Origin of the sequence: Kitasatospora sp. NPDC015120 (assembly GCF_043080305.1) — a bacterium.
In the GTDB taxonomy this organism is placed as follows: domain Bacteria; phylum Actinomycetota; class Actinomycetes; order Streptomycetales; family Streptomycetaceae; genus Kitasatospora.
This window is the reverse complement of the sequence record NZ_JBIBVJ010000004.1, coordinates 424,411-445,361: the sequence shown is the minus strand read 5'-3', so window position 1 is coordinate 445,361 and position 20,951 is coordinate 424,411. Positions and strand designations below refer to the sequence as shown.

The 20,951-nt window shown below is 75.2% G+C and carries 15 protein-coding genes and 1 riboswitch; of the genes, 4 read left to right on the top strand and 11 right to left on the bottom strand.

The annotated features are described in order from the left end of the window. Positions 1 to 17 precede the first annotated feature (17 nt). A complete protein-coding gene (locus ACF1AK_RS13665; protein WP_391498971.1) occupies positions 18 to 548 on the top strand; it encodes a DinB family protein in 531 nt (176 codons plus the stop codon). Positions 549 to 646: 98 nt separating this feature from the next. Here ACF1AK_RS13665 and ACF1AK_RS13660 read toward each other — a convergent pair whose 3' ends face one another. From ACF1AK_RS13660 to ACF1AK_RS13640, 5 genes are all read right to left on the bottom strand, one after another. Continuing rightward, on the bottom strand, positions 647 to 2,176 hold the full coding sequence (locus tag ACF1AK_RS13660) for a UDP-N-acetylglucosamine 1-carboxyvinyltransferase (RefSeq protein ID WP_391498970.1): 1,530 nt from the start codon (positions 2,174 to 2,176) through the stop codon (positions 647 to 649). Between the two features lie 160 nt (positions 2,177 to 2,336). Beyond that, the gene (locus tag ACF1AK_RS13655; protein ID WP_391498969.1) at positions 2,337 to 3,467 is read right to left on the bottom strand and encodes a cobalt-precorrin-5B (C(1))-methyltransferase; all 1,131 of its coding nucleotides are present in this window, start codon (positions 3,465 to 3,467) and stop codon (positions 2,337 to 2,339) included. A gap of 124 nt (positions 3,468 to 3,591) precedes the next feature. Beyond that, positions 3,592 to 5,118, bottom strand: a complete 1,527-nt coding sequence (locus ACF1AK_RS13650) for a precorrin-2 C(20)-methyltransferase (RefSeq protein WP_391498968.1) — start codon at positions 5,116 to 5,118, stop codon at positions 3,592 to 3,594. Beyond that, positions 5,115 to 5,741, bottom strand: a complete 627-nt coding sequence (locus ACF1AK_RS13645; protein ID WP_380287471.1) for a precorrin-8X methylmutase — start codon at positions 5,739 to 5,741, stop codon at positions 5,115 to 5,117. Before ACF1AK_RS13645 ends, ACF1AK_RS13650 begins: the two co-directional genes overlap by 4 nt. Further along, positions 5,738 to 6,985, bottom strand: coding sequence for a cobalamin biosynthesis protein CobG (locus ACF1AK_RS13640; RefSeq protein WP_391498967.1), 1,248 nt, complete (start codon positions 6,983 to 6,985; stop codon positions 5,738 to 5,740). The genes ACF1AK_RS13645 and ACF1AK_RS13640 overlap by 4 nt, the downstream gene beginning before the upstream one ends. 165 nt (positions 6,986 to 7,150) lie before the next feature. Then, positions 7,151 to 7,237: riboswitch (cobalamin riboswitch) on the top strand. 261 nt (positions 7,238 to 7,498) lie between these two features. On the opposite strand from ACF1AK_RS13640, the gene cobN reads away from it, so the two are divergent. Next, the gene (gene cobN, locus ACF1AK_RS13635) at positions 7,499 to 11,113 is read left to right on the top strand and encodes a cobaltochelatase subunit CobN (protein WP_391498966.1); all 3,615 of its coding nucleotides are present in this window, start codon (positions 7,499 to 7,501) and stop codon (positions 11,111 to 11,113) included. A 76-nt stretch (positions 11,114 to 11,189) separates the two neighbouring features. After that, complete coding sequence (gene lnt / locus ACF1AK_RS13630) at positions 11,190 to 12,806, top strand: apolipoprotein N-acyltransferase (RefSeq protein ID WP_391498965.1); 1,617 nt, start codon at positions 11,190 to 11,192, stop codon at positions 12,804 to 12,806. On the opposite strand, the gene ACF1AK_RS13625 is transcribed toward lnt, so the two are convergent. From ACF1AK_RS13625 to gdhA, 4 genes are all read right to left on the bottom strand, one after another. Then, complete coding sequence (locus ACF1AK_RS13625) at positions 12,773 to 13,549, bottom strand: VOC family protein (RefSeq protein WP_391498964.1); 777 nt, start codon at positions 13,547 to 13,549, stop codon at positions 12,773 to 12,775. The two genes, lnt and ACF1AK_RS13625, sit on opposite strands and share 34 nt — an antisense overlap. Before the next feature lie 12 nt (positions 13,550 to 13,561). Further along, positions 13,562 to 14,470 (bottom strand): NADP-dependent oxidoreductase, encoded by a 909-nt coding sequence (locus tag ACF1AK_RS13620; protein WP_391498963.1) that lies wholly within the window; start codon positions 14,468 to 14,470, stop codon positions 13,562 to 13,564. Between the two features lie 68 nt (positions 14,471 to 14,538). Then, complete coding sequence (locus ACF1AK_RS13615; RefSeq protein WP_391498962.1) at positions 14,539 to 15,423, bottom strand: GyrI-like domain-containing protein; 885 nt, start codon at positions 15,421 to 15,423, stop codon at positions 14,539 to 14,541. Between the two features lie 181 nt (positions 15,424 to 15,604). Continuing rightward, positions 15,605 to 16,984, bottom strand: coding sequence for an NADP-specific glutamate dehydrogenase (gene gdhA, locus ACF1AK_RS13610; RefSeq protein ID WP_391498961.1), 1,380 nt, complete (start codon positions 16,982 to 16,984; stop codon positions 15,605 to 15,607). 331 nt (positions 16,985 to 17,315) lie between these two features. Between gdhA and ribA the strand changes: the two genes are divergently transcribed. Then, on the top strand, positions 17,316 to 17,984 hold the full coding sequence (ribA, locus tag ACF1AK_RS13605) for a GTP cyclohydrolase II (RefSeq protein ID WP_391498960.1): 669 nt from the start codon (positions 17,316 to 17,318) through the stop codon (positions 17,982 to 17,984). Between the two features lie 33 nt (positions 17,985 to 18,017). On the opposite strand, the gene ACF1AK_RS13600 is transcribed toward ribA, so the two are convergent. Both ACF1AK_RS13600 and ACF1AK_RS13595 read right to left on the bottom strand, forming a co-directional pair. Further along, entirely contained in the window at positions 18,018 to 20,135 is a 2,118-nt protein-coding gene (locus ACF1AK_RS13600) for a putative bifunctional diguanylate cyclase/phosphodiesterase (RefSeq protein WP_391498959.1), read from the bottom strand. Then, the gene (locus tag ACF1AK_RS13595; RefSeq protein ID WP_391498958.1) at positions 20,132 to 20,938 is read right to left on the bottom strand and encodes an SAM-dependent methyltransferase; all 807 of its coding nucleotides are present in this window, start codon (positions 20,936 to 20,938) and stop codon (positions 20,132 to 20,134) included. The genes ACF1AK_RS13600 and ACF1AK_RS13595 overlap by 4 nt, the downstream gene beginning before the upstream one ends. Positions 20,939 to 20,951 lie beyond the last annotated feature (13 nt).

The window sequence follows — 20,951 nt, the reverse complement described above, 5'->3', positions numbered from 1 at the left end:
CCTGCCACCATGTCCCGATGACCGACGCCTACGCCCTCGCCGACGCCGCCCGCACCGAGATCCCCCGCTTCGGCGACGAACGCGCCACCCTGACCGCCTACCTGGACTACCAGCGCGACACCTTCGCGATGAAGTGCGCCGGGCTGAGCGCCGAGCAGCTGCGCGCCCGCCCGCTGCTCCCCTCCACGCTCTCCCTGCTCGGCCTGGCCCGCCACCTCGCCGAGGTCGAGCGCAGCTGGTTCCGCAACGGCCTCGCCGACGAGGCCCGCCCCGGCTTCTGGAAGCACCCGGACGGCAGCTTCGCCGAGTTCGACGTCGACGACGCCGACCCCGGCGAAGCCTTCACGATCTGGCGCGGCGAGTGCGCCCACGCCCGGGAACTCGTCGCCGCCGCACCGTCGCTGGACGTGCCCGGGTACCTTCGGCCCTCCGGCGAGCAGAGCTGGTCGCTGCGCTGGATCCTCCTCCACATGATCGAGGAGTACGCCCGCCACAACGGCCACGCCGACCTGCTGCGCGAGCGCCTCGACGGCCGCACCGGCGAATGACCGCCCGGGCCGCCGGACCGCCCGGCGGATGAACGCCGGTGCCCGGCCCCGGGGTTCCGGGGCCGGGCACGGTGGCGCGCCCGAGGGCGGGCGGGGGCTCAGATGTCGCGGAAGGTCTCGATCTGGGCGCCCACGGAGTTGAGGCGCTCGGCGAGGTCCTCGTAGCCGCGGTTGATGACGTAGACGTTGCGGAGCACCGAGGTGCCCTTGGCGGCGAGCATCGCGAGCAGGATGACGACGGCGGGGCGCAGCGCGGGCGGGCAGACCATCTCGGCGGCGCGCCAGCGGGTGGGGCCCTGGACGAGCACGCGGTGCGGGTCGAGGAGCTTGATGTCCGCGCCGAGCCGGGTGAGTTCGGTGAGGTAGATGGCGCGGTTGTCGTAGACCCAGTCGTGGATCATCGTGGTGCCGTGGGCGGCCGCGGCGATGGCGGCGAAGAACGGCACGTTGTCGATGTTGATGCCGGGGAAGGGCATCGGGTGGATGGTGTCGATCGGCGCGGTGAGCTTGGAGGGGCGCACGGTGAGGTCGACGAGCCGGGTGCGGCCGTTGTGGGCCGGGTACTCGGGGGTGCGGTCGTAGTCGAGGCCCATGCCCTCCAGCACGGCGAGCTCGATCTCCAGGAACTCGATCGGCACCCGGCGGATGGTCAGCTCGGAGGAGGTGACCACGGCGGCGGCCAGCAGGCTCATTGCCTCGACCGGGTCCTCGGCCGGGGTGTAGTCGACGTCACAGGTGATCTCGGGGACGCCGTGCACGGTGAGGGTGGTGGTGCCGATGCCCTCGATCCGCACGCCCAGCTTCTCCAGGAAGAAGCAGAGGTCCTGGACCATGTAGTTGGGCGAGGCGTTGCGGATGACGCTGACGCCGTCGTGGCGGGCGGCGGCGAGCAGGGCGTTCTCGGTGACGGTGTCGCCGCGCTCGGTCAGCACGATCGGACGGTCCAGCGGGACGCCGGGCTGGACGGAGGCGTGGTAGGCGCCGCCCGTGGTGGCGACCTCCAGGCCGAACCGGCGCAGCGCGGTGAGGTGCGGCTGGACGGTGCGGGTGCCGAGGTCGCAGCCGCCGGCGTACGGGATGGCGAAGGAGTCGGCGCGGTGCATCAGCGGGCCGAGGAACATCAGCACGCTGCGGGTGCGGCGGGCGGCCTCGACGTCCATGCCGGCGAGGTCGAGCTCGGCGGGCGGGGTGAGTTCGAGGTCACGGCCGTCGTTGGTCCAGCGGCTCCTGACGCCGATGCTGGTGAGCACTTCGAGGATGCGGTAGACCTCCTCGATGCGGGCGACGCTGCGCAGCGTGGTGCGGCCGGTGGTCAGCAGCGAGGCGCAGAGGATGGCCACGCAGGCGTTCTTGCTGCTGCGGACGTCGATCGCGCCGGAGAGGGTGGTGCCGCCGGCGACCCTCAGGTGCATCGGGCCGGCGTAGCCGAGGGAGACGATCTCGCTGTCGAGCGCTTCGCCGATGCGGGCGATCATCTCAAGGCTGACGTTCTGCTTGCCCTGTTCGATGCGGTTGACCGCGCTCTGGCTGGTGCCGAGGGCGTCGCCGAGCTGGGCCTGGGACCAGCCGCGGTGCTGACGCGCGGTACGGATGAGGGTGCCGATACGGGTGAGGTAGTCGCCTGTCACTCGCCAGACCATATCTCATGACTGAGATAGCGCCAGAACCGACCCCGGGCGTGGCGCGACTTTTGTCCGTTTCTCACCCCGTATGCGCGTCAGATCTTCACATCACGGCGGCGTTCCCGGGACACGCCCGGGACGAAAGCCGGCCGCGACCGCGGGCCGTTCACGGCCCCAGCGGCTCCGCCCGGCCGACGATCGTGCCGGCCCGGTCGATGCAGAGGACGTCCACCGCGACCGGGGAGCCGACCAGCACCCCGAGCGCGGTGGCCCTCGCCGCCTCGGCCACCAGATCGCCCAGCGGCACCCCGGCCGCCCGGCAGAGCTGGATCGCCTCCAGCGCGGTGTTGGCCGCCGCGACCGCCGCCGTCAGCTCCTCGTCCGCGCCGCCCGCGCGGGCGAGCCGGGCCAAGTAGCCCTTGTCGACCTGGGAGCGCGCCGAGTGCAGGTCGAGGTGGCCGGCGGCGAGCTTGGAGAGCTTGGCGAAGCCGCCGGCGATGGTCAGCCGCGGCACCGGGTGGCGCTTGAGGTACTTGAGCACCGCGCCCGCGAAGTCGCCCATGTCGAGCAGCGCGTCCTCGGGCAGGCCGTGCACGGCGACGGCCGCCTTCTCCGAGGTCGAGCCGGTGCAGCCGGCCACGTGGGTGCGCCCGGCGGCCCGCGCCACGTCCACCCCGCGCCGGATCGAGTCGATCCACGCGGAGCAGGAGTAGGGGACGACCACACCGGTGGTGCCGAGGATGGAGAGGCCGCCGAGGATGCCGAGCCGGGGGTTCCAGGTGGAGCGGGCGATCTCCTCGCCGTGGTCGACGGAGAGCTCCACCACGACGTCCCCGCTGGCGCCGTACGCGGCCGCCACCTCGGCGACCACCTCCCGGATCAGCTGCCGGGGCACCGGGTTGACGGCCGGCTCGCCGACCGGCAGCGGCAGCCCGGGCTTGGTGACGGTGCCCACCCCGGGCCCGGCCCGGAACACCACGCCCGTGCCGGGCCCGCCCGCCCACACCGTGGCGCGCACCAGCGCGCCGTGGGTCACGTCGGGGTCGTCCCCCGCGTCCTTCACCACCCCGGCCATCGCCCGGCGCCCCGCCGCCCCCTCGGTGATCCCCTCGACCGCGAGCGCGAACGCCGGCCGCTGCCCCTTCGGCAGCACGATCTCCACCGGGTCCGGGAACTCCCCGGTGAGCAGCGCCCGGTACGCCGCCTTGGCCGCCGCCGTGGCACACGCCCCGGTCGTCCAGCCGTGCCGCAGCCCACTGCTCCTCAGCTGCCCGGCCCGCCCACCGACCTCACCCATGCCGCACCGTTCCCTGACTCCGACTACCGATCGAGACCCTACGGCCCCCGGCCAGGATCCACCACGACCGGCCCGGGGCCCGGGGTCCGGTGCGGAGGGCCGGGCGGCCTTCCGCACCGGGTGGTCAGGCCTCCGGGTAGCGGCGGGGGGTCCAGGTGACGTCCGGGTGCGGGGCGCGGGAGACGTGCTGCGTCTGGGAGGAGCCGACGAGCAGGATGGTGCGCATGTCGACCTCGGCCGGGTCGAGGTCGGCCAGGCGGACGGTGCGCACCCGTTCGGTGGGGCCGCCGACGTCGCGGGCCATCACCACCGGCGTGCCGGGGGCCCGGTACTCCAGCAGCAGGTCACGGGCGCGGCCGACCTGAGTGGTGCGGGACTTGGAGCCCGGGTTGTAGAGGGCGAGCACGAGGTCCGCCCCGGCCGCGGCGCGCAGGCGGGCGGCGACGACCTCCCAGGGCTTGAGGCGGTCGGAGAGCGAGACCACCGCGTAGTCGTGGCCGAGCGGGGCGCCGGCCCGGGAGGCGGCCGCGTGGGCGGCGGTCATGCCGGGCACGATCCGCACCGGGACCTCCCGGTACTCCTCCTCGCAGGCGACCTCCAGGACGGCGGTGGCCATCGCGAAGACGCCCGGGTCGCCGGAGGAGACCACCACCACCCGGTGGCCGCGGCGGGCCAGGTCGAGGGCGAACTCGGCGCGCTCGGACTCCACCTTGTTGTCGGAGCCGTGCCGCGCCTGGCCCGGGCGCACCGGCACCCGGTCCAGGTAGGTGGTGTAGCCGACCAGGTCGGTGGCGGCGGCCAGCGCGCCGCGCGCCTCGGGGGTGAGCCAGAGCGGGCCGGCCGGGCCGGTGCCGACGACGGTGACGCTCCCCGGCCCGCCGAGGTCGGGCGCCGGGGGCTCCAGCGGGGCGACCTTGCTGGGCAGCACGGCCACCGAGAAGTACGGGACGCCCTCCGGGTCGACCGAGGCCAGCGGCGCCGTCCGCTCGCCCGCCATGAACGCCCGCTCGACGTACTGGGCGTCGGCCAGCCGGCCGGCCCGCTCCAGGGCGCGGCGCACGGTGGGGAAGGTGCGGCCGAGCTTCATGACGACGGCGGAGTCGGCGGCGGCCAGCCGCGCGGTCAGCTCCTCCTCGGGCAGCGTGCCGGGGATGACGGTGAGCGTCTCCTCGGCCTCGGTGAGCGGCTGCCCGAGCCGGGCCGCGGCCGCGCTGACCGAGGTGACGCCGGGCACCACCTCGGTCGGGTAGCGGTGCGCCAGGCGCTTGTGCATGTGCTGGTAGGAGCCGTAGAAGAACGGGTCGCCCTCGGCGAGCACCACGACGTCGCGGCCGGCGTCCAGGTGGGCGGCCAGCCGGGCGGCGGCCTCCTCGTAGAAGTCGTCCAGCGCGCCCCGGTAGCCGCCGGGGTGGTCGGTGGTCTCGACGGTGACCGGGTAGACCAGCGGCTCCTCGATCTGATCGCCCGTCAGGTAACGCTCGGCGATGGACCGGGCGATGGACCGGCCGTGGCGGGCGCTGTGGTACGCCACCACGTCGGCCTTGCCGATGAGCTCGGCGGCACGGACGGTCACCAGGGAGGGGTCACCCGGGCCGAGGCCCACTCCGTAGAGCCGGCCGGCCTGCGGACCGTTCTGCTGATGCTCCGTCATTCTTCCTCGCTCGCAATCGCGTTGATCGCGGCGGCGGCCATCGCGCTACCGCCGCGCCGGCCGCGGACCACCAGGTGCTCCAGGCCGGCCGGGTGCACGGCGAGCGCCTCCTTGGACTCGGCCGCGCCGATGAAGCCGACCGGCACGCCGATCACCGCGGCCGGGCGCGGGGCGCCGGCCTCGATCAGCTCCAGCAGGCGGAAGAGCGAGGTCGGCGCGTTGCCGACGGCGACCACGGCGCCCTCCAGGCGGGGCAGCCACAGCTCCATCGCGGCGGCGCTGCGGGTGTTGCCCATCGCCCGGGCCAGCTCGGGCACCGACGGGTCGGTGAGGGTGCAGATCACCTCGTTGTCGGCGGGCAGCCGCTTGCGGGTGACGCCGCTGGCGACCATGTTGACGTCGCACAGGATCGGCGCACCGGCGTGCAGGGCGGCGCGCGCGGAGGCGACCACGCCGGGCGAGTACACCAGGTCCTCGACCAGGTCGACCATGCCGCAGGCGTGGATCATCCGCACCGCGACCTGGGCGACGTCCGCGGGCAGCGCGGCGAGGTCGGCCTCGGCCCGGATGGTGGCAAAGGACTGGCGGTAGATGGACGCGCCGTCCTTCTCGTACTCGATCACGTGGTGGTCCTCCGGGCCGCGGCGACCGCCGCGGCCATCTCCTCGTTCGTCACTTCCACGGCGGTTCCCCGCCCCGGCGGCCCGCCTTCGACCGCCACCCGGTACCCCTGCCCGGTCGCCAGCACGTCCACCCGGCGTCCGGCCGGGTGGCCGCAGCGGCGCTCGCAGCCCGACCAGTGCACCGGCAGGCCGCCGGCGCCGCCGGGCGCGCCGTCCAGTGCCCGGGCGGCGTCGGCCCGGACGTCGGCCAGGGACTTCGCGCAGCCCGGCAGCCCGGTGCAGGCGCTCGCGCCGTCCCAGGCCGTCCCGGACGCGGTCCGGAAACCGGCCGCCGCGAGCCGCGCCAGCCGTCCGGCGGGCGCGCCGGGCAGCACCGCGCCGCGCCACGGGGTGAGCCGCAGCTCGCCCTCGGCGGCCCCGGCCAGGATCCGCCACTGCCCGGCCGTGGCCAGGCCGAACCGCAGCCCGACGTGCAGCCCGGCGTGCGGCCCGGCCGGCGGGCCGCCCCCGGGCAGAGCGCCCAGCGGCGGGCGGGTCCCGGGCAGCACCGGCATCGGCAGCGGCCCGGGCGGCAGCAGACCGGGCACCTCGCGCAGGTGCCAGGCCCGCACCCCGGCGGCGCGCTGCGCCTCCAGGAACTCGCGGGCGGCCTCCAGGGCCGCGCACGGCGCCTGGCCGGCGGGCACCGGCCGCACGGTGGCGGCCCGGCCGAGGCGCAGCAGGGCGGTGCCGTCCGGGCCTGCGATCAATGTCACATCGGCGTCCAGCGCGGCGACGTCGCCGCTGCCGTCGTCCAGGGCGAACAGGAACTTGCCGGACAGGGCGGTCGCCCAGGGGCTGGCGCACAGGGCGAGGTCGAGCGAGCGCGCCCAGGCCCGCACGTCGGCGAGGCCGGTGGCGGGGCCGGGCGAGGCGACGATGTTGCGGACCCGCTCGTGGGTGTCGGAGGGCAGCAGGCCGGTGGCGCGCAGCCGCCCGCCGAGTACGCCGCCGCAGTCCGAAGCCAGGCCGCGCAGCTGGAGGTTGCCGCGTGAGGTGATCTCCAGCCGGCCGTCGCCGAGTTCCTCCGCCGCGTCGGCCAGCGCGAGGGCCTGAGCGGGCGTCAGCAGTCCGCCGGGCAGCCGGACCCGGGCCAGGGCGCCGTCGTCGGCGGTGTGCAGACGAAGGGCCCCCGGGCAGGCGTCCGCCCGCGCCCGGTCGGGCACGGCGGCGCCCGGCGCGGCGGCGTCGGGTTCGGGAGACATGGCGGCGAGCATACAGATGATCCGATGGGTTGCCGCCGTACCGTCGCTCACACCTCCGGCCCCGCCCGGCGCCCCCGTCACCTGCACTCCCCCGGTGCGGCCGCACCCCGTACGATGCTCGCGGACGGTCCCCGCGGACCGTCCGACGCCAGCGACGGCGCAGGGGAGGAAACCGGTGCGAACCCGGTGCGGTCCCGCCACTGTGACCGCGGTTCACCGGGCCTGCCGGTGGAGCGCGGGAGCCAGGAACTCCTGCCGTCCTCCACCGGCCCGGGGCGCGGACCCCGAGGAAGGCTCGAACGCCATGCGCCGCCGCATGCCCGCGACCCCGCGGTCGCCCGTGCCCACGCCCGTGCCCCTGCACACGCGCCCGCCCGCCGCCGGGCGCCCGAAGCCGCCGTCGACGCTCTTCGCTCCGGCCCTGCTTCCTTCGTCAGTCGCTTGTCACCCATCACTGTCAACGCCGGCGCGCCCTTCGGCTCGGGGCGGCTCCGAGGCCGGGAGGGCCTTCGCATGATCCTGCTGCTGTCGACGTCCGACACCGACCTGCTGAGCGCCCGTGCCTCCGAGGGGCCGGTCCGCTACCGGCTCGGCAACCCCGCCCGCCTGGCGCCCGAGGAGCTGCCCGCCCTGCTGGAGGGCACCGACCTCGTCGTGGTCCGTCTGCTCGGCGGCCGCCGGGCCTGGCAGGAGGGCCTGGACGCGCTGCTCGCCGGCCCCCGCCCGGTGGTCGTGCTGACCGGCGAACAGGCCCCCGACGCCCAGCTGATGGAGCTGTCCACCGTCCCGGCCGGCATCGCCGCCGAGGCCCACGCCTACCTGGCGCACGGCGGCGCGGCCAACCTCGCCGAGCTCGCCGCGTTCCTCTCCGACACCGTGCTGCTCACCGGCCACGGCTTCGCCCCGCCCGCCTCCGCCCCGGCCTGGGGCCCGCTGGAGCGCACGGCCCGCACGGACGCCGGCCCGACCGTCGCGGTGCTCTACTACCGGGCCCACCACATGAGCGGCAACACCGCGTTCGTGGAGACCCTCTGCCGGGCGATCGAGGACCGGGGCGCGCAGGCCCGTGCGTACTACTGCGCCTCGCTGCGCGGCGCCGAGCCGGAGCTGCTGGCCGCCCTCGGCGGGGCCGACGCGATCGTCACCACCGTGCTCGCCGCCGGCGGCACCCGCCCGGCCGACGCGCAGGCCGGCGGCGACGAGGAGGCCTGGGACGCCGGCGCGCTGGCCGCGCTGGACCGGCCGATCCTCCAGGCGCTCTGCCTGACCTGGTCGCGCGCCCAGTGGGAGGCCAGCGACGACGGCCTGTCCCCGCTGGACACCGCCACCCAGATCGCGGTGCCGGAGTTCGACGGCCGGCTGATCACCGTCCCGTTCTCCTTCAAGGAGCTGGACGAGGACGGCCTGACTGTCTACGCCGCCGACGAGGAGCGCGCCGCCCGGGTCGCCGGCGTCGCCGTCGCGCACGCCCGGCTGCGGCACGTCCCGGCCGCCGAGCGCCGGCTCGCCCTGGTGCTCTCCGCGTACCCGACCAAGCACGCCCGGGTCGGCAACGCCGTCGGCCTGGACACCCCGGCGAGCGCCGTGCGGCTGCTGACCGCGCTGCGCGCGGAGGGCATGGACCTCGGCAGCGACCTGCCGGGCCTGGACACCGACGGCGAGCACGATCACGAGGGCGACGCGCTGATCCACGCGCTGATCGCGGCCGGCGGCTACGACCAGGACTGGCTGACCGAGGACCAGCTGGCCCGCAACCCCGTGCGCATCCCCGCCGCCGACTACCGCCGCTGGTACGCCACCCTGCCCGAGGGCCTGCGCACCCAGGTCGAGGAGCACTGGGGCCCGGCCCCCGGCGAGCTGTACGTCGACCGCTCGCAGAACCCGGACGGCGACATCGTGCTCGCCGCGATCCGCTCCGGGAACCTGCTGGTGCTCATCCAGCCGCCGCGCGGCTTCGGCGAGAACCCGGTCGCGATCTACCACGACCCGGACCTCCCGCCGTCCCACCACTACCTGGCCGCCTACCGCTGGATCGCCGCCGCGGAGGCCGACGGCGGCTTCGGCGCGCACGCCGTGGTCCACCTCGGCAAGCACGGCAACCTGGAGTGGCTGCCCGGCAAGACCGCCGCGCTGTCCGCCGAGTGCGGCCCGGACGCGGTGCTCGGCGACCTGCCGCTGGTCTACCCGTTCCTGGTCAACGACCCCGGCGAGGGCACCCAGGCCAAGCGCCGCGCCCACGCCACCCTGGTCGACCACCTGGTGCCGCCGATGGCCCGCGCCGACTCCTACGGCGACATCGCCCGCCTGGAGCAGCTGCTCGACGAACACTCCTCGATCGCCGCGATGGACCCGGCCAAGCTGCCCGCGATCCGCGCCCAGATCTGGACCCTGATCCAGGCCGCCAAGCTGGACCACGACCTCGGCCTGGCAGAGCGCCCGGAGGACGACGGCTTCGACGACTTCCTGCTGCACGTCGACGGCTGGCTCTGCGAGATCAAGGACGCCCAGATCCGCGACGGCCTGCACGTCCTCGGCCAGGCGCCGGCCGGCACCGACCGGGTCAACATCGTGCTCGCCATCCTGCGCGCCCGGCAGATCTGGGGCGGCGTCAGCGCGCTGCCCGGCCTGCGCGAGGCGCTCGGCCTGGACGAGGCCGCGCTCACCCTCGGCGCCACCGACGCGGCCGAGGCGAAGGCCCGCGAGCTGGTCGAGGCGATGGAGGCGGCCGACTGGGCGCCCGAGGCCGCCGCGAAGGCCGCCGAGGGCCTGCCGGACGCGGTGCGCGAGGTGCTGGAGTTCGCCGCCGTCCAGGTGGTGCCGCGACTGGCCGCCACCACCGACGAGCTGGACGCCGTGCTGCACGCGCTGCGCGGCGGCTTCGTCCCGGCCGGCCCGTCCGGCTCCCCGCTGCGCGGGCTGGTCAACGTGCTGCCGACCGGCCGCAACTTCTACTCCGTCGACCCCAAGGCGGTGCCCAGCAAGCTCGCCTGGGAGACCGGGCAGGCGCTCGCCGCCTCGCTGGTCGAGCGCTACCGGGCCGACAACGACGGCGCCTACCCGCCGTCGGTGGGCCTGTCGCTCTGGGGCACCAGCGCGATGCGCACCGCCGGCGACGACATCGCCGAGGCGTTCGCGCTGCTCGGCGTGCGCCCGGTCTGGGACGACGCCTCGCGCCGGGTCACCGGCCTGGAGGTGGTGGCCCTGGAGGAGCTGGGGCGCCCGCGCATCGACGTCACGCTGCGGATCTCCGGTTTCTTCCGGGACGCCTTCCCGCACGTCGTCGCCCTGCTGGACGACGCGGTGCGCCTGGCCGCCGCCCAGGAGGAGGCCGACGCCGACAACTACGTGCGCGCCCACGTGCAGGCCGACCTCGCGGTGCACGGCGACGAGCGCAAGGCCACCGTACGCGTCTTCGGCTCCCGCCCCGGCACCTACGGCGCGGGTCTGCTCCAGCTGATCGACAGCCGCGACTGGCGCACCGACGCCGACCTCGCCGAGGTGTACACGGTCTGGGGCGGCTACGCCTACGGGCGCGGGCTGGACGGCCGGCCGGCCCGCGAGGAGATGGAGACCGCGTACAGGCGGATCACCGTCGCCGCGAAGAACACCGACACCCGCGAGCACGACATCGCCGACTCGGACGACTACTTCCAGTACCACGGCGGCATGGTGGCCACCGTGCGCGCGCTCACCGGCAGGGCGCCGACCGCCTACATCGGCGACTCGACCCGCCCGGAGACCGTCCGCACCCGCACCCTGACCGAGGAGGCGGCCCGGGTCTTCCGCGCCCGGGTGGTCAACCCGCGCTGGATCGAGGCGATGCGCCGGCACGGCTACAAGGGCGCCTTCGAGATGGCCGCGACCGTCGACTACCTCTTCGGCTACGACGCCACCACCGGCGTGGTCGCGGACTGGATGTACGAGAAGCTCACCCAGGAGTACGTGCTGGACCCGGTCAACCGGGAGTTCCTGGCCGGCGCCAACCCGTGGGCGCTGCACGGGATCAGCGAGCGGCTGCTGGAGGCGGCGAGCCGGGGGCTGTGGGAGCGGCCGGATCCGGAGCTCATCGAGCAGTTGCAGGCGGCGTTCCTGGAGACCGAGGGGGACCTGGAGGGCGAGGAGGGCTGACCCGCCGTCGGCCGTTGAGCCGTCCGGGTGATCGAGGGGCTGGTGACGGGGGCGCGCCAAGCGGACAATACGGGGCATGCCGCGCCCTTCCCTGCTCACCGACCCCGACGGCCCCTCCGGCCCGCTCGCCCCGGCTGCCGCCGCCGTCCCCTCCCGCCCCGGGCGGGCCGCCGCCCGCTACCGGCCCCGGCTGGCGGCGCTCGCCGCCGGGGCCCTGCCGGTGCTCGCCTTCCCCGCGCCCGGGGTGGCGGCGCTCGCCTGGGTCGCGCTCGTCCCCGGCCTGCTGCTGATGCAGCGCGCGCCGGGGGCGCGCGAGGCGGCGGTGCGCGGCTGGTGGTTCGGCGCCGGGTTCATCCTGACCGGGATGTCCTGGCTGCTGTCCTCCGTCGGGCCCGCCCTGCCGCTGATCGCCGTGGTGTTCGGGTCGCTGCAGGCCGGGGTGGGCGTCGCGGTGTGGCGGCTGCTGCGCCCGCCGCTGACGGTCCGCCGGGCGCTGCTCGCGCCGCCGGTGGTCGCGGCGGTCTGGCTGACCACCGAGTACGCACGCTCCTGGCCCGCGCTGGGCGGGCCGTGGGCGCTGCTCGGTGCCACCCAGTGGCAGCACCCGGCCGTCCTGGCGCTGGCCTCGGCGGGCGGGATCTGGCTGGTCAGCGCCGCCGTGGTGGCGGTCAACACCGCCGTGCTGGTGCTGCTCACCGCCGTCGACCCGCGCCCCCGGGCGGCGGCCGCGCTGCTCGCGGCGGCGGCGCTGGCGGCCGGGCCGCTGCTGTTCGCGCTGCGCCCGGCGCCTGCGGCCCCCGCCGCCGGTGAGCCGCGGGAGGTGCGGATCGCGCTGGTCCAGCCCGGCATCGTCGAGGATCCGCAGGCCCGCTTCGAGGCCAGTGCCCGCGCCACCGCCGCCCTGGTCGGGCAGCAGCCGGTGGACCTGGTGGTCTGGGGCGAGTCCAGCACCACCGCCGACCTCGACCGCGACCCGGCGGCGCTCGGCCGGCTGCGCGCGCTGTCCGCCGCGACCGGCGCCGGACTGTTGGCGGGCGAGGACGCCCGCAAGGCGGACGGGCGGATCTCCAAGGACGCCGTGCTGGTGTCGCCGGACGGCGTGGCCGACCGGTACCGGAAGATCCGGCTGGTGCCGTTCGGCGAGTACATCCCGCTGCGCCCGGTGCTCGGCTGGATCGCCGGGGTCAGCCGGGCGGCGGGCGAGAACCGGGCGCCCGGCAGCGCTCAGCACCTGCTGCCGGCCGTGGACCGCTCGGGACGGCCGCTGCCGGTGGGCGCGCTGGTCTGCTTCGAGTCGGCGTTCCCCGACATGGCCCGCACGGCGGCCCGGGACGGCGCCCGGGTGCTGGTCTACCAGTCGTCGACCTCGACCTTCCAGCGGAGCTGGGCGCCCGAGCAGCACGTCTCGCTGGCCGCGATCCGGGCCGCCGAGACCGGGCGGCCCGCCGTGCAGGCCTCGCTCACCGGGGTGTCGGCCGCCTTCGACGCGCAGGGGCGGGAGCTGGCGCGGCTGGGCACGGACGACACCGGCGCGCTGGTGGTGGACCTGCCGCTGACCGCGCCCGCCACGTCCACCTGGTACCTGCGGGTGGGGGACGCGGTGCCGCTGACCGCCGTCCTGGTGACGGCCGGGGCCGCGGCGGCGGCCGTGCGCCGGCGTCAGCCCGCTCCCCTGGTCGCCGAGCGGAAGTAGAGGCCGAACGCCGCGCCCACCGGGTCGCGCAGCACGGCGGTCCGCAGCCCGCCGCCCGGCAGGTCGGCGGGCGCCACCAGCACGGTCGCGCCGAGGTTGCCGGCCCGGAACGCCGAGACGTCCACGTCGGCGACCGAGAAGTACGGCAGCCAGTGCGGCGGCACCTGCGGCGGGAAGTCCTCGCCCATGGCCAGCATGCCGCCGAAGTCGCCGTCGGCCAGACCCCACTGGCTGTACGGTCCGGCGGGGCCGGCCGTCCAGCCGAACACCGCCGGGTAGAACGCGCGGGCGCCGTCCGGGTCCCGGGTGAGCAGTTCCACCCAGCCGAGCGCGCCGGGCACGTTCAGCACCTCGGCGCCGCGCAGCCGGCCCGCCTGCCAGATCCCGAACACCGCGCCGGACGGGTCGGCCGCGATCGCGAACCGGCCGTGGTCCAGCGCGTCCGTCGGCCGCACGACCAGGGTGCCGCCCGCCTCCACCACCCGGCGGGCGGCGGCGTCGGCCTCCTCGACCAGGAAGGAGACGCTCCAGGCGGTGGGCCGGCCCTCGCCGTAGAGCGGGGCGACGGAGGCGGCCACCGCCCCGTCCAGCCTCATGAACGTGTAGCCGCCGGCCTCGGGGCGCTCGTCGGGCTCCGGCTGCCAGCCGAACAGTTCGCCGTAGAACCGCTGCGCCGCCGCCGGGTCGGCACTGCCGTGCTCGACCCAGCACGGGCCGCCGGTGGTCACCGTCCGCTGCTTCATCGCGCCCCTCCCTCAGCCGATCTCCAGGACGACCTTGCCGCGCGCGTGCCCCGACTCGACGAGGGCGACGGCCTCGGCGGCGCGGGTCAGCGGGTAGCGGCCGGCGATGTGGGGGTCCAGCTCGCCCGAGGCCACGAGTTCGGCCAGCGCGGCGAGGGTCCCGGGGCTGGTGGAGCGGGTGAGGTAGCGCCCGCCGAGTTCCTCGGCGGTGGTCGGGTCGGCGGTGGACACCAGCCGGGAGCGGTCCTCCAGGGTCACCGCGGCGGCGCGGGCGTCGTCCCCGCCGACCAGGTCGAGCAGGCCGTCCACGCCGTCCGGCGCGGCCGCCCGGATCCGGTCGGCGACGCCCTCGCCGTAGCGGATCTGCACCGCGCCCAGCGACTCGACGTACCCGCGGTTGGCGTCGCCCGCCGTGCCGATGACCCGGACGCCGCGGCTGCGGGCGATCTGGGCGGCCACGCTGCCGACGCCGCCGGCGATGCCGAGGATCAGCAGGGTCTGCCCGGCGCCCACGCCGACGTCGCGCACCGCGTCGTCGGCGGTCGCGGCCGCCACGGGCAGGGTCGCGGCCTGGTCGAAGCCGACCTTGGCCGGCTTCACCGCGCTCGACGCGGCGGCCAGCAGCGTCTGCTCGGCGAACGCGCCGGCCGCCGCGATGCCGAACACCTCGTCGCCCGGGGTGAACCCGGTGACGCCGGGCCCGACCCGTTCGACCACCCCGGCCGCCTCGGTGCCCATGACGGCGGGCAGCTCGCGCACCTGGCCGAGCCAGCCCCGGCGGATCTTCCAGTCGACCGGGTTCACCCCGGCCGCGCGGACGGCCACCGCCAGCTGGCCGAGGCCGGGCTCCAGCACCGGCCGGTCCAGGAACTCCTGCATCTGCGGCCCGCCGTAGTCGACGAACCCGAACGCCTTGGGCATCCCCGCTCCACTCTCCGCTCGACGGCCCCCGCCCCAGCATGGGGGCGGGAGCCGTCGGGAGGCGGTTCCTACTGGTCCGAACGGGCGCCCGCCCGGACGACCGGGATCCAGAGCTCGGCCCCGGCCTCCTCGCCGCCCGGCCGGACGTCCACCCGCAGGATCTCCGGCCCGCGCCGGAACTCGTACGGGTTGGACGGGAACCACTGGGTGAAGACGTCCCGCCACATCTCCTGCAACGCCCGCGGGTACGCCCCGGTGGTGGCGAACACCGCCCAGGTGCCGGCCGGGACCTCGCGGACGTCCAGGCCCTGCGGCACCTCGGCACCGGTGCCGGTCACCACCGCGTGGTAGTAGTCCAGCGGGACGCCCTCCTCCCGGCTGTCCGAGAAGAACTCGGTGGCCGCGACGATCCCCGCCGGCTCCTGGTCCGACAGGGACGCGATCCGGTCGGTCTCCTCCCGGCCGAGGCCCTTGACGAACGCGGCGATCGCCGGATTGACCCCCTCGTGGACCAGGGGGACCCGCGCCCGCCGGCCCACGATCCGGAAGGCCTGCCGTTCGACGACCCGGTACTCCATGCTGCTGCTCCCTTCGATGACGAGGCGGAAGGACATCCGGGGCTGGGAGACGAGCACCGCGCCCGAGCGCCGGGCCTCGCCGGGGCCGACCCCGTGCATCGCCCGGAACGCCCGGGCGAACGCCTCGCCCGAGCCGTAGCCGTGGCGGACCGCCACGTCGAGCAGCGTCCGCTCCCCGGCCAGCACCTCCGCCCCGGCCAGGGTGAGCCGGCGCCGGCGCAGGTACTCCGACAGCGGCATCCCGGCGAGCGCCGAGAACAGCCGCCGGAAGTGGTACTCCGAGGTGACCGCGATCCGCGCCAGTTCGGCCGCGTCGACCGTGTCGTCGAGGTGCTCCTCGATGTACTCCATCGCCTGGTTCAGCCGGTCCAGCACCGTTCCCCGCCCCCGTCCTTCCTTCTGACGCCTTCACCGTAGGCAGCCGCCGCCCGCCCGGACCCGACATCCCGTGCCCGCTCCGGTCGGGTGGCCGGGGGCGTGTCCCGCGGCCACGGCACGGCGCCTCCCCGGCCGGAGCGGTCCGCTCCGGCCGGGGAGGCGCGGTGGTGACCCGGGGTCAGATCAGGCCCTGCGCCAGCATCGCGTCCGCCACCAGCTCGAAGCCGGCGATGTTGGCACCCAGCACGTAGTCCCCGGGACGGCCGTACTTCTCCGCGGTGGTGTAGCAGGCGGCGTGGATGTTCCGCATGATCGCGGCCAGCCGCTCCTCGGTCCGCTCGAAGGACCACACGTCGCGCGAGGCGTTCTGCTGCATCTCCAGCGCGCTGGTGGCGACACCGCCCGCGTTGGCCGCCTTGCCCGGCCCGAAGGCCACCCCGGCCTCCAGGAAGACCCGGACCGCCTCCGGGGTGGCCGGCATGTTGGCGCCCTCGGCGACCGCCCGCACCCCACCGCGGACCAGCGCCAGCGCGTCCGACTCGTCCAGCTCGTTCTGGGTCGCGCAGGGCAGCGCCACGTCCACCGGGACGCTCCAGACGCCGGTGCCCTCCTGGTAGCGGACGTGGCTGCCGCGCTGCTCCGCGTACTCGGTGAGCCGGCCGCGCCGGACCTCCTTGATCTCCTTCAGCAGGTCGAGGTCGATGCCCTTCTCGTCCACCACGAAGCCGGTGGAGTCGGAGGCCGTCACCACGGTCGCGCCGAGCTGCTGGGCCTTCTCGATCGCGTAGAGCGCGACGTTGCCGGAGCCGGAGACGGAGACCCGCAGGCCGTCCAGCTCCTCACCGCGGGCGCGCAGCATCTCCTGGGTGAAGAGCACGCAGCCGTAGCCGGTGGCCTCGGTGCGGGCCTGCGAGCCGCCCCAGCCGATGCCCTTCCCGGTCAGCACGCCCGACTCGTAGCGGTTGGTGATGCGCTTGTACTGGCCGAACAGGTAGCCGATCTCCCGGCCGCCGACGCCGATGTCCCCGGCCGGGACGTCGGTGTGCTCGCCCAGGTGGCGGTGCAGCTCGGTCATGAAGGACTGACAGAAGCGCATGATCTCGGCGTCCGACCGGCCCTTGGGGTCGAAGTCGGAGCCGCCCTTGCCGCCGCCGATGGCGAGGCCGGTCAGCGCGTTCTTGAAGATCTGCTCGAAGCCCAGGAACTTCACGATCCCGAGGTTCACCGAGGGGTGGAAGCGCAGGCCGCCCTTGTACGGGCCGAGCGCGCTGTTGAACTCCACCCGGAAGCCGCGGTTGACGTGGATCCGGCCCTGGTCGTCGGTCCACGGCACGCGGAAGATCACCTGGCGCTCGGGCTCGACGATGCGCTCCACGATGCGGGCGTCGGCCAGCTCGGGCCGGCGCTCCAGGACGGGGCCGAGGGTCTCCACGACCTCGTGCACCGCCTGGTGGAACTCGGGCTCACCGGGGTTGCGGCGGAGCACCTCGGCGTAGAGCGACTCAATGGCGGGGTTCCCGGCGTCGTGGGACGCAGCGGGCACGGGGGTAGCCGACATCTTCTGAGGACCTTCCATGGTCTGAAGCGACAGACAGGGCGCCTCCCCCGTCGTCCCGGGGGAAAGGCACCGGCGGTCCCCTCGCCATTGAGGGCGTCACGGCGCATTGAACACCAGCGCGGCAACTCCTGGACCGCTCGCGCGCGCACAGTCTCTCACTGCCACCCCCCGTTTGTCCGCCCCTACCCCCTCGGTTTCCGTCCGGCAACCCGTTCGTGAGCTGCACCGACCCTTCGGGGACCCCCTTCGGGAAGGTTGTTCAAATTGGAACTACCTAGTACCGTCAGCAGTCGAGCCCCACCCGAACCGCCCGTCACGAAAGGCCCCCGCCATGCCGCAGGTGCAGCCGCCGCAGCAGCAGACCGATTCCCCGCGGGCCGACGGCGCCGCGCGGGTGCGGGCGCGGGTGCGGATCCCGCTGGTGTTCCCGGACGGGTACCGGGCGCAGGCGGAGGCCGTCACCTTCCACGGGCTGGCCGACGGGGCGGAGCACCTGGCGCTGGCGCTCGGCACGGTGGACGACGGCGCGACCCCGCTGGTGCGGCTGCACTCGGAGTGCCTGACCGGGGACGTGTTCGGCTCCGCCCGGTGCGACTGCGGGCCGCAGCTGCGCGAGGCCGTCGAGCGGATCGCCGACGCCGGCGGGTACCTGCTGTACCTGCGGCAGGAGGGGCGCGGCATCGGGCTGTACAACAAGCTCGACGCCTACGCCCTCCAGGACGCCGGGCTGGACACCTACGACGCCAACACCGCGCTCGGGCTGCCGGAGGACGGGCGCGACTACACCGCCGCCGCGCAGATGCTCGGGGCGCTCGGCGTCGGCGGCGTCGAGCTGCTCAGCAACAACCCCGACAAGGCCGCCCAGCTGGCCGCGCTCGGCGTCGCGGTGGAGCGCCGGGTGCCGACCGGTGTGCACGTCTCGGAGAGCAACGTCCGCTACCTGCGGGCCAAGGCGGAGCGCACCGGGCACTCGATCGAGCTGTCCCGGCTGGTGGGCTGAGCGGCCGGGTGCCCGTCACGGCCGCCGGGCGCTTCATCCGGCGAGCGGGCGCCCGCGCGGCTCCTCGGTGATCCGGCGGACGATCTCGGACGGGCGCACCGGGCGCCCGAAGTGCCAGCCCTGCGCCCAGTCGCAGCCGATGACGCGCAGCCGCTCGGCGTCCCGTCCGGTCTCCACGCCCTCGGCGGTGACGGTCAGTCCGAGGGCGTGCGCCATCGACACCAGGCCGCTGACGATCCGCCAGCCGGTCCCCTCGTCCTTGGCCGGGTCGTGCAGGTCGCCGACGAAGGAGCCGGCGATCTTCAGCCCGGAGACCGGCAGGTCCCTCAGGTAGGCGAGGTTGGACCAGCCGGTGCCGAAGTCGTCCACGGCGAGCGAGACGCCGAGGCCGACCAGCCCGTGCAGGGTGCGCAGCGCCTCGTCCTCCGGGCCGACCACGGTGGACTCGGTGATCTCCAGCTGGAGCCGGGACGGGTCGAGGCCGGTGGCGTCGAGGATCCGGCCGAGGTCGCCGACCAGGGCGGCGCTGCGGGCCTGCCGCACCGCCAGGTTGACGTTGAGCTGGGGCGCGGCGTCGCCGAACCGCTTGATCCAGTCGGCGGCCTGGCCGCAGGCCTGCTCCAGCACCCAGCGGCCGAGCGGCATGATCAGCCCGGTCTCCTCGGCGGTGGTGACGAACTCGTCCGGGCCGAGCACGCCGAGCTGCGGGTGGCGCCAGCGCACCAGCGCCTCGACGGCGGCGAGCCGGCCGTCGGCGAGCGCGTAGAGCGGCTGGTAGTCGATGAAGAACTCGCCGCGGTCGAGGGCGGCGGGCATCCGCACCGAGACGGCGTAGCGGGAGACGGCGCGGGCGTTCTCCTTGGGGTCGAAGAGCGTCCAGCGGCCCCGGCCGGCCTCCTTGGCGCGGTAGAGCGTGAGGTCGGCGGCGCGGACGGCGGCGCCGGGGGTGGTGGTGGACACCCGCCGTTCCAGGACACCGACGCTGGCGCCGACGGCCAGTTTGTGGTCACCGATCAGGACCGGCCCGGCGAGCGCCTTCAGCACGGTCTTGGCGGCGGCGACCGCCTCCTGCTCACCGCGGCTGTTCTCCAGCAGGACGACGAACTCGTCGCCGCCGAGCCGGGCGACCAGGTGGCCGAGCGGGCCGAGCGCGGCCTTCAGCCGGGCGGCGACGGCGCACAGCAGCTGGTCGCCGGTGTCGTGGCCGAGGCTGTCGTTGACCACCTTGAAGCCGTCGAGGTCGACGTAGCAGAGGCCGAACCGGGCGCCCGGGTCCGGGTCCTCGAAGAGCTTCTCCAGCCGTTCGAAGAACGCGGCCCGGTTGGGCAGTCCGGTCAGCGGGTCGTGGGTGGCCTGGTGGCGCAGCCGCTCCTGGAGCCGGTAGCGGTCGGTGACGTCCTCCAGCATGGCGACCTGGTACACCGGGCGGCCGTCGTCGTCGCGGATCAGCGAGACCGTCAGATGGGTCCAGACGATCTCGCCGTCCTGCCGGTAGTACGGCTTGTCGAACTGGAAGTACTCGCGCTTGCCGCTGATCAGCTCCTCGTAGGCCTCCCAGACGCCGTCGGTGTCCTCGGGGTGGACGAGGTCGCCGACCCGGCGGCCGATCATGTCGTCCGGGCCGGCGCCGAAGAGGTCCTGCAGGGCCTTGTTGGCGGCGAGGATGTTGCCGTCGGTGTCGCCGATGCCGATGCCGATGGCGGCGCTCTCGAACAGCGCGCGGAAGCGGGCCTCGGAGGCCCGCAGAGCCTTCTCGGCCTCCTTGCGGGCGAGGTCGGCGGCGGTGCGGATGGCCTCCTGCTCGCGCAGGGTGCGCTCGCGCAGCGCGGCCGCCCAGCCGGCCGCGAAGGCGCCGCTCAGGGCGGGGCCGCGGCCGTCGGCGGCGGGGTGGCGCTGGAGCAGTTCGACCGCCCGGGCGAGCACCACCGGGTCGGTGAACTGGGCCTCGACCAGTTCGGCCCCGGCGGCGGCGGCCAGCCGCGGTTCGAAGGGCTGGTCGAGCTGGGCGCGGTGGAGCAGTCCTGCGGTGCGCGAGACGAGCCGGCCGAGCAGCCCGGGGTGGATCGCCGTGCCGTGGTCACCGGAGAGCAGCCGTGCCCAGTCCTCGTGGAACCGTTCGGCGCTGCTGCTCGGTTCCGGTGCCTCCGTCACGGACGGAACCCCACGCCCGCCACCCCGGCCATCCGCTCGGGGTGCTCGCCGACCGTCTCGGGCTGGTCCGGGCGCCACTGCGGCAGGTAGACGACGCCGGGCTCGACCAGGTCGAAGCCCTCGAACATCGCGGTGATCTGCTCGTGGGTGCGCATGGTCAGCGGGGTGGGCGTCATCCGGTAGAGCCGCTGGTGGTCCTCGGCCTGGTCGGGGCGGCCCTCCAGGGAGGCGTGCGAGAGGACCAGGGCGCTGCCCGGCGGGAGGGCGTCGCGGATCACCGCGATCAGCTTCCACGGGTCCTCGGCGTCCTGGACGAAGTGCATGACGGCGACCAGCAGCACGGCCACCGGCTCACCGGCGGCGAGCAGGGCGGTCACCTCGGGGCGGGACATCAGGTCCTCGACGTCCCGCACGTCGGCCTGCACGACGGAGCTGCCCGGGTCGTCCTCCAGCAGCAGGCGGCTGTGGGCGACGGCGACCGGGTCGCGGTCCACGTAGACGACCTGCGCCTCGGGGCGGATGGCGCGGGCGATCTCGTGGACGGCGCCGAAGCTGGGGATGCCGGAGCCGATGTCCAGGAAGCGGCCGATGCCGCGCTCGGCGGCGAACTGGACGGCGCGGCGCAGGAAGGCCCGGTTGGAGCGCATGATCTGCGGCAGTTCCGGCCACAGCTCGATGGCCTTGCGGGCCATCTCCCGGTCGACCTCGAAGTTGTGGGAGCCCCCGAGGTAGTAGTCGTAGACGCGTGCGGCGTTCGGTTTGTCCAGGTCCGTACCCTCCGGTACCCAGTTCGGTCGCCGCATCCTCAGGACTCCT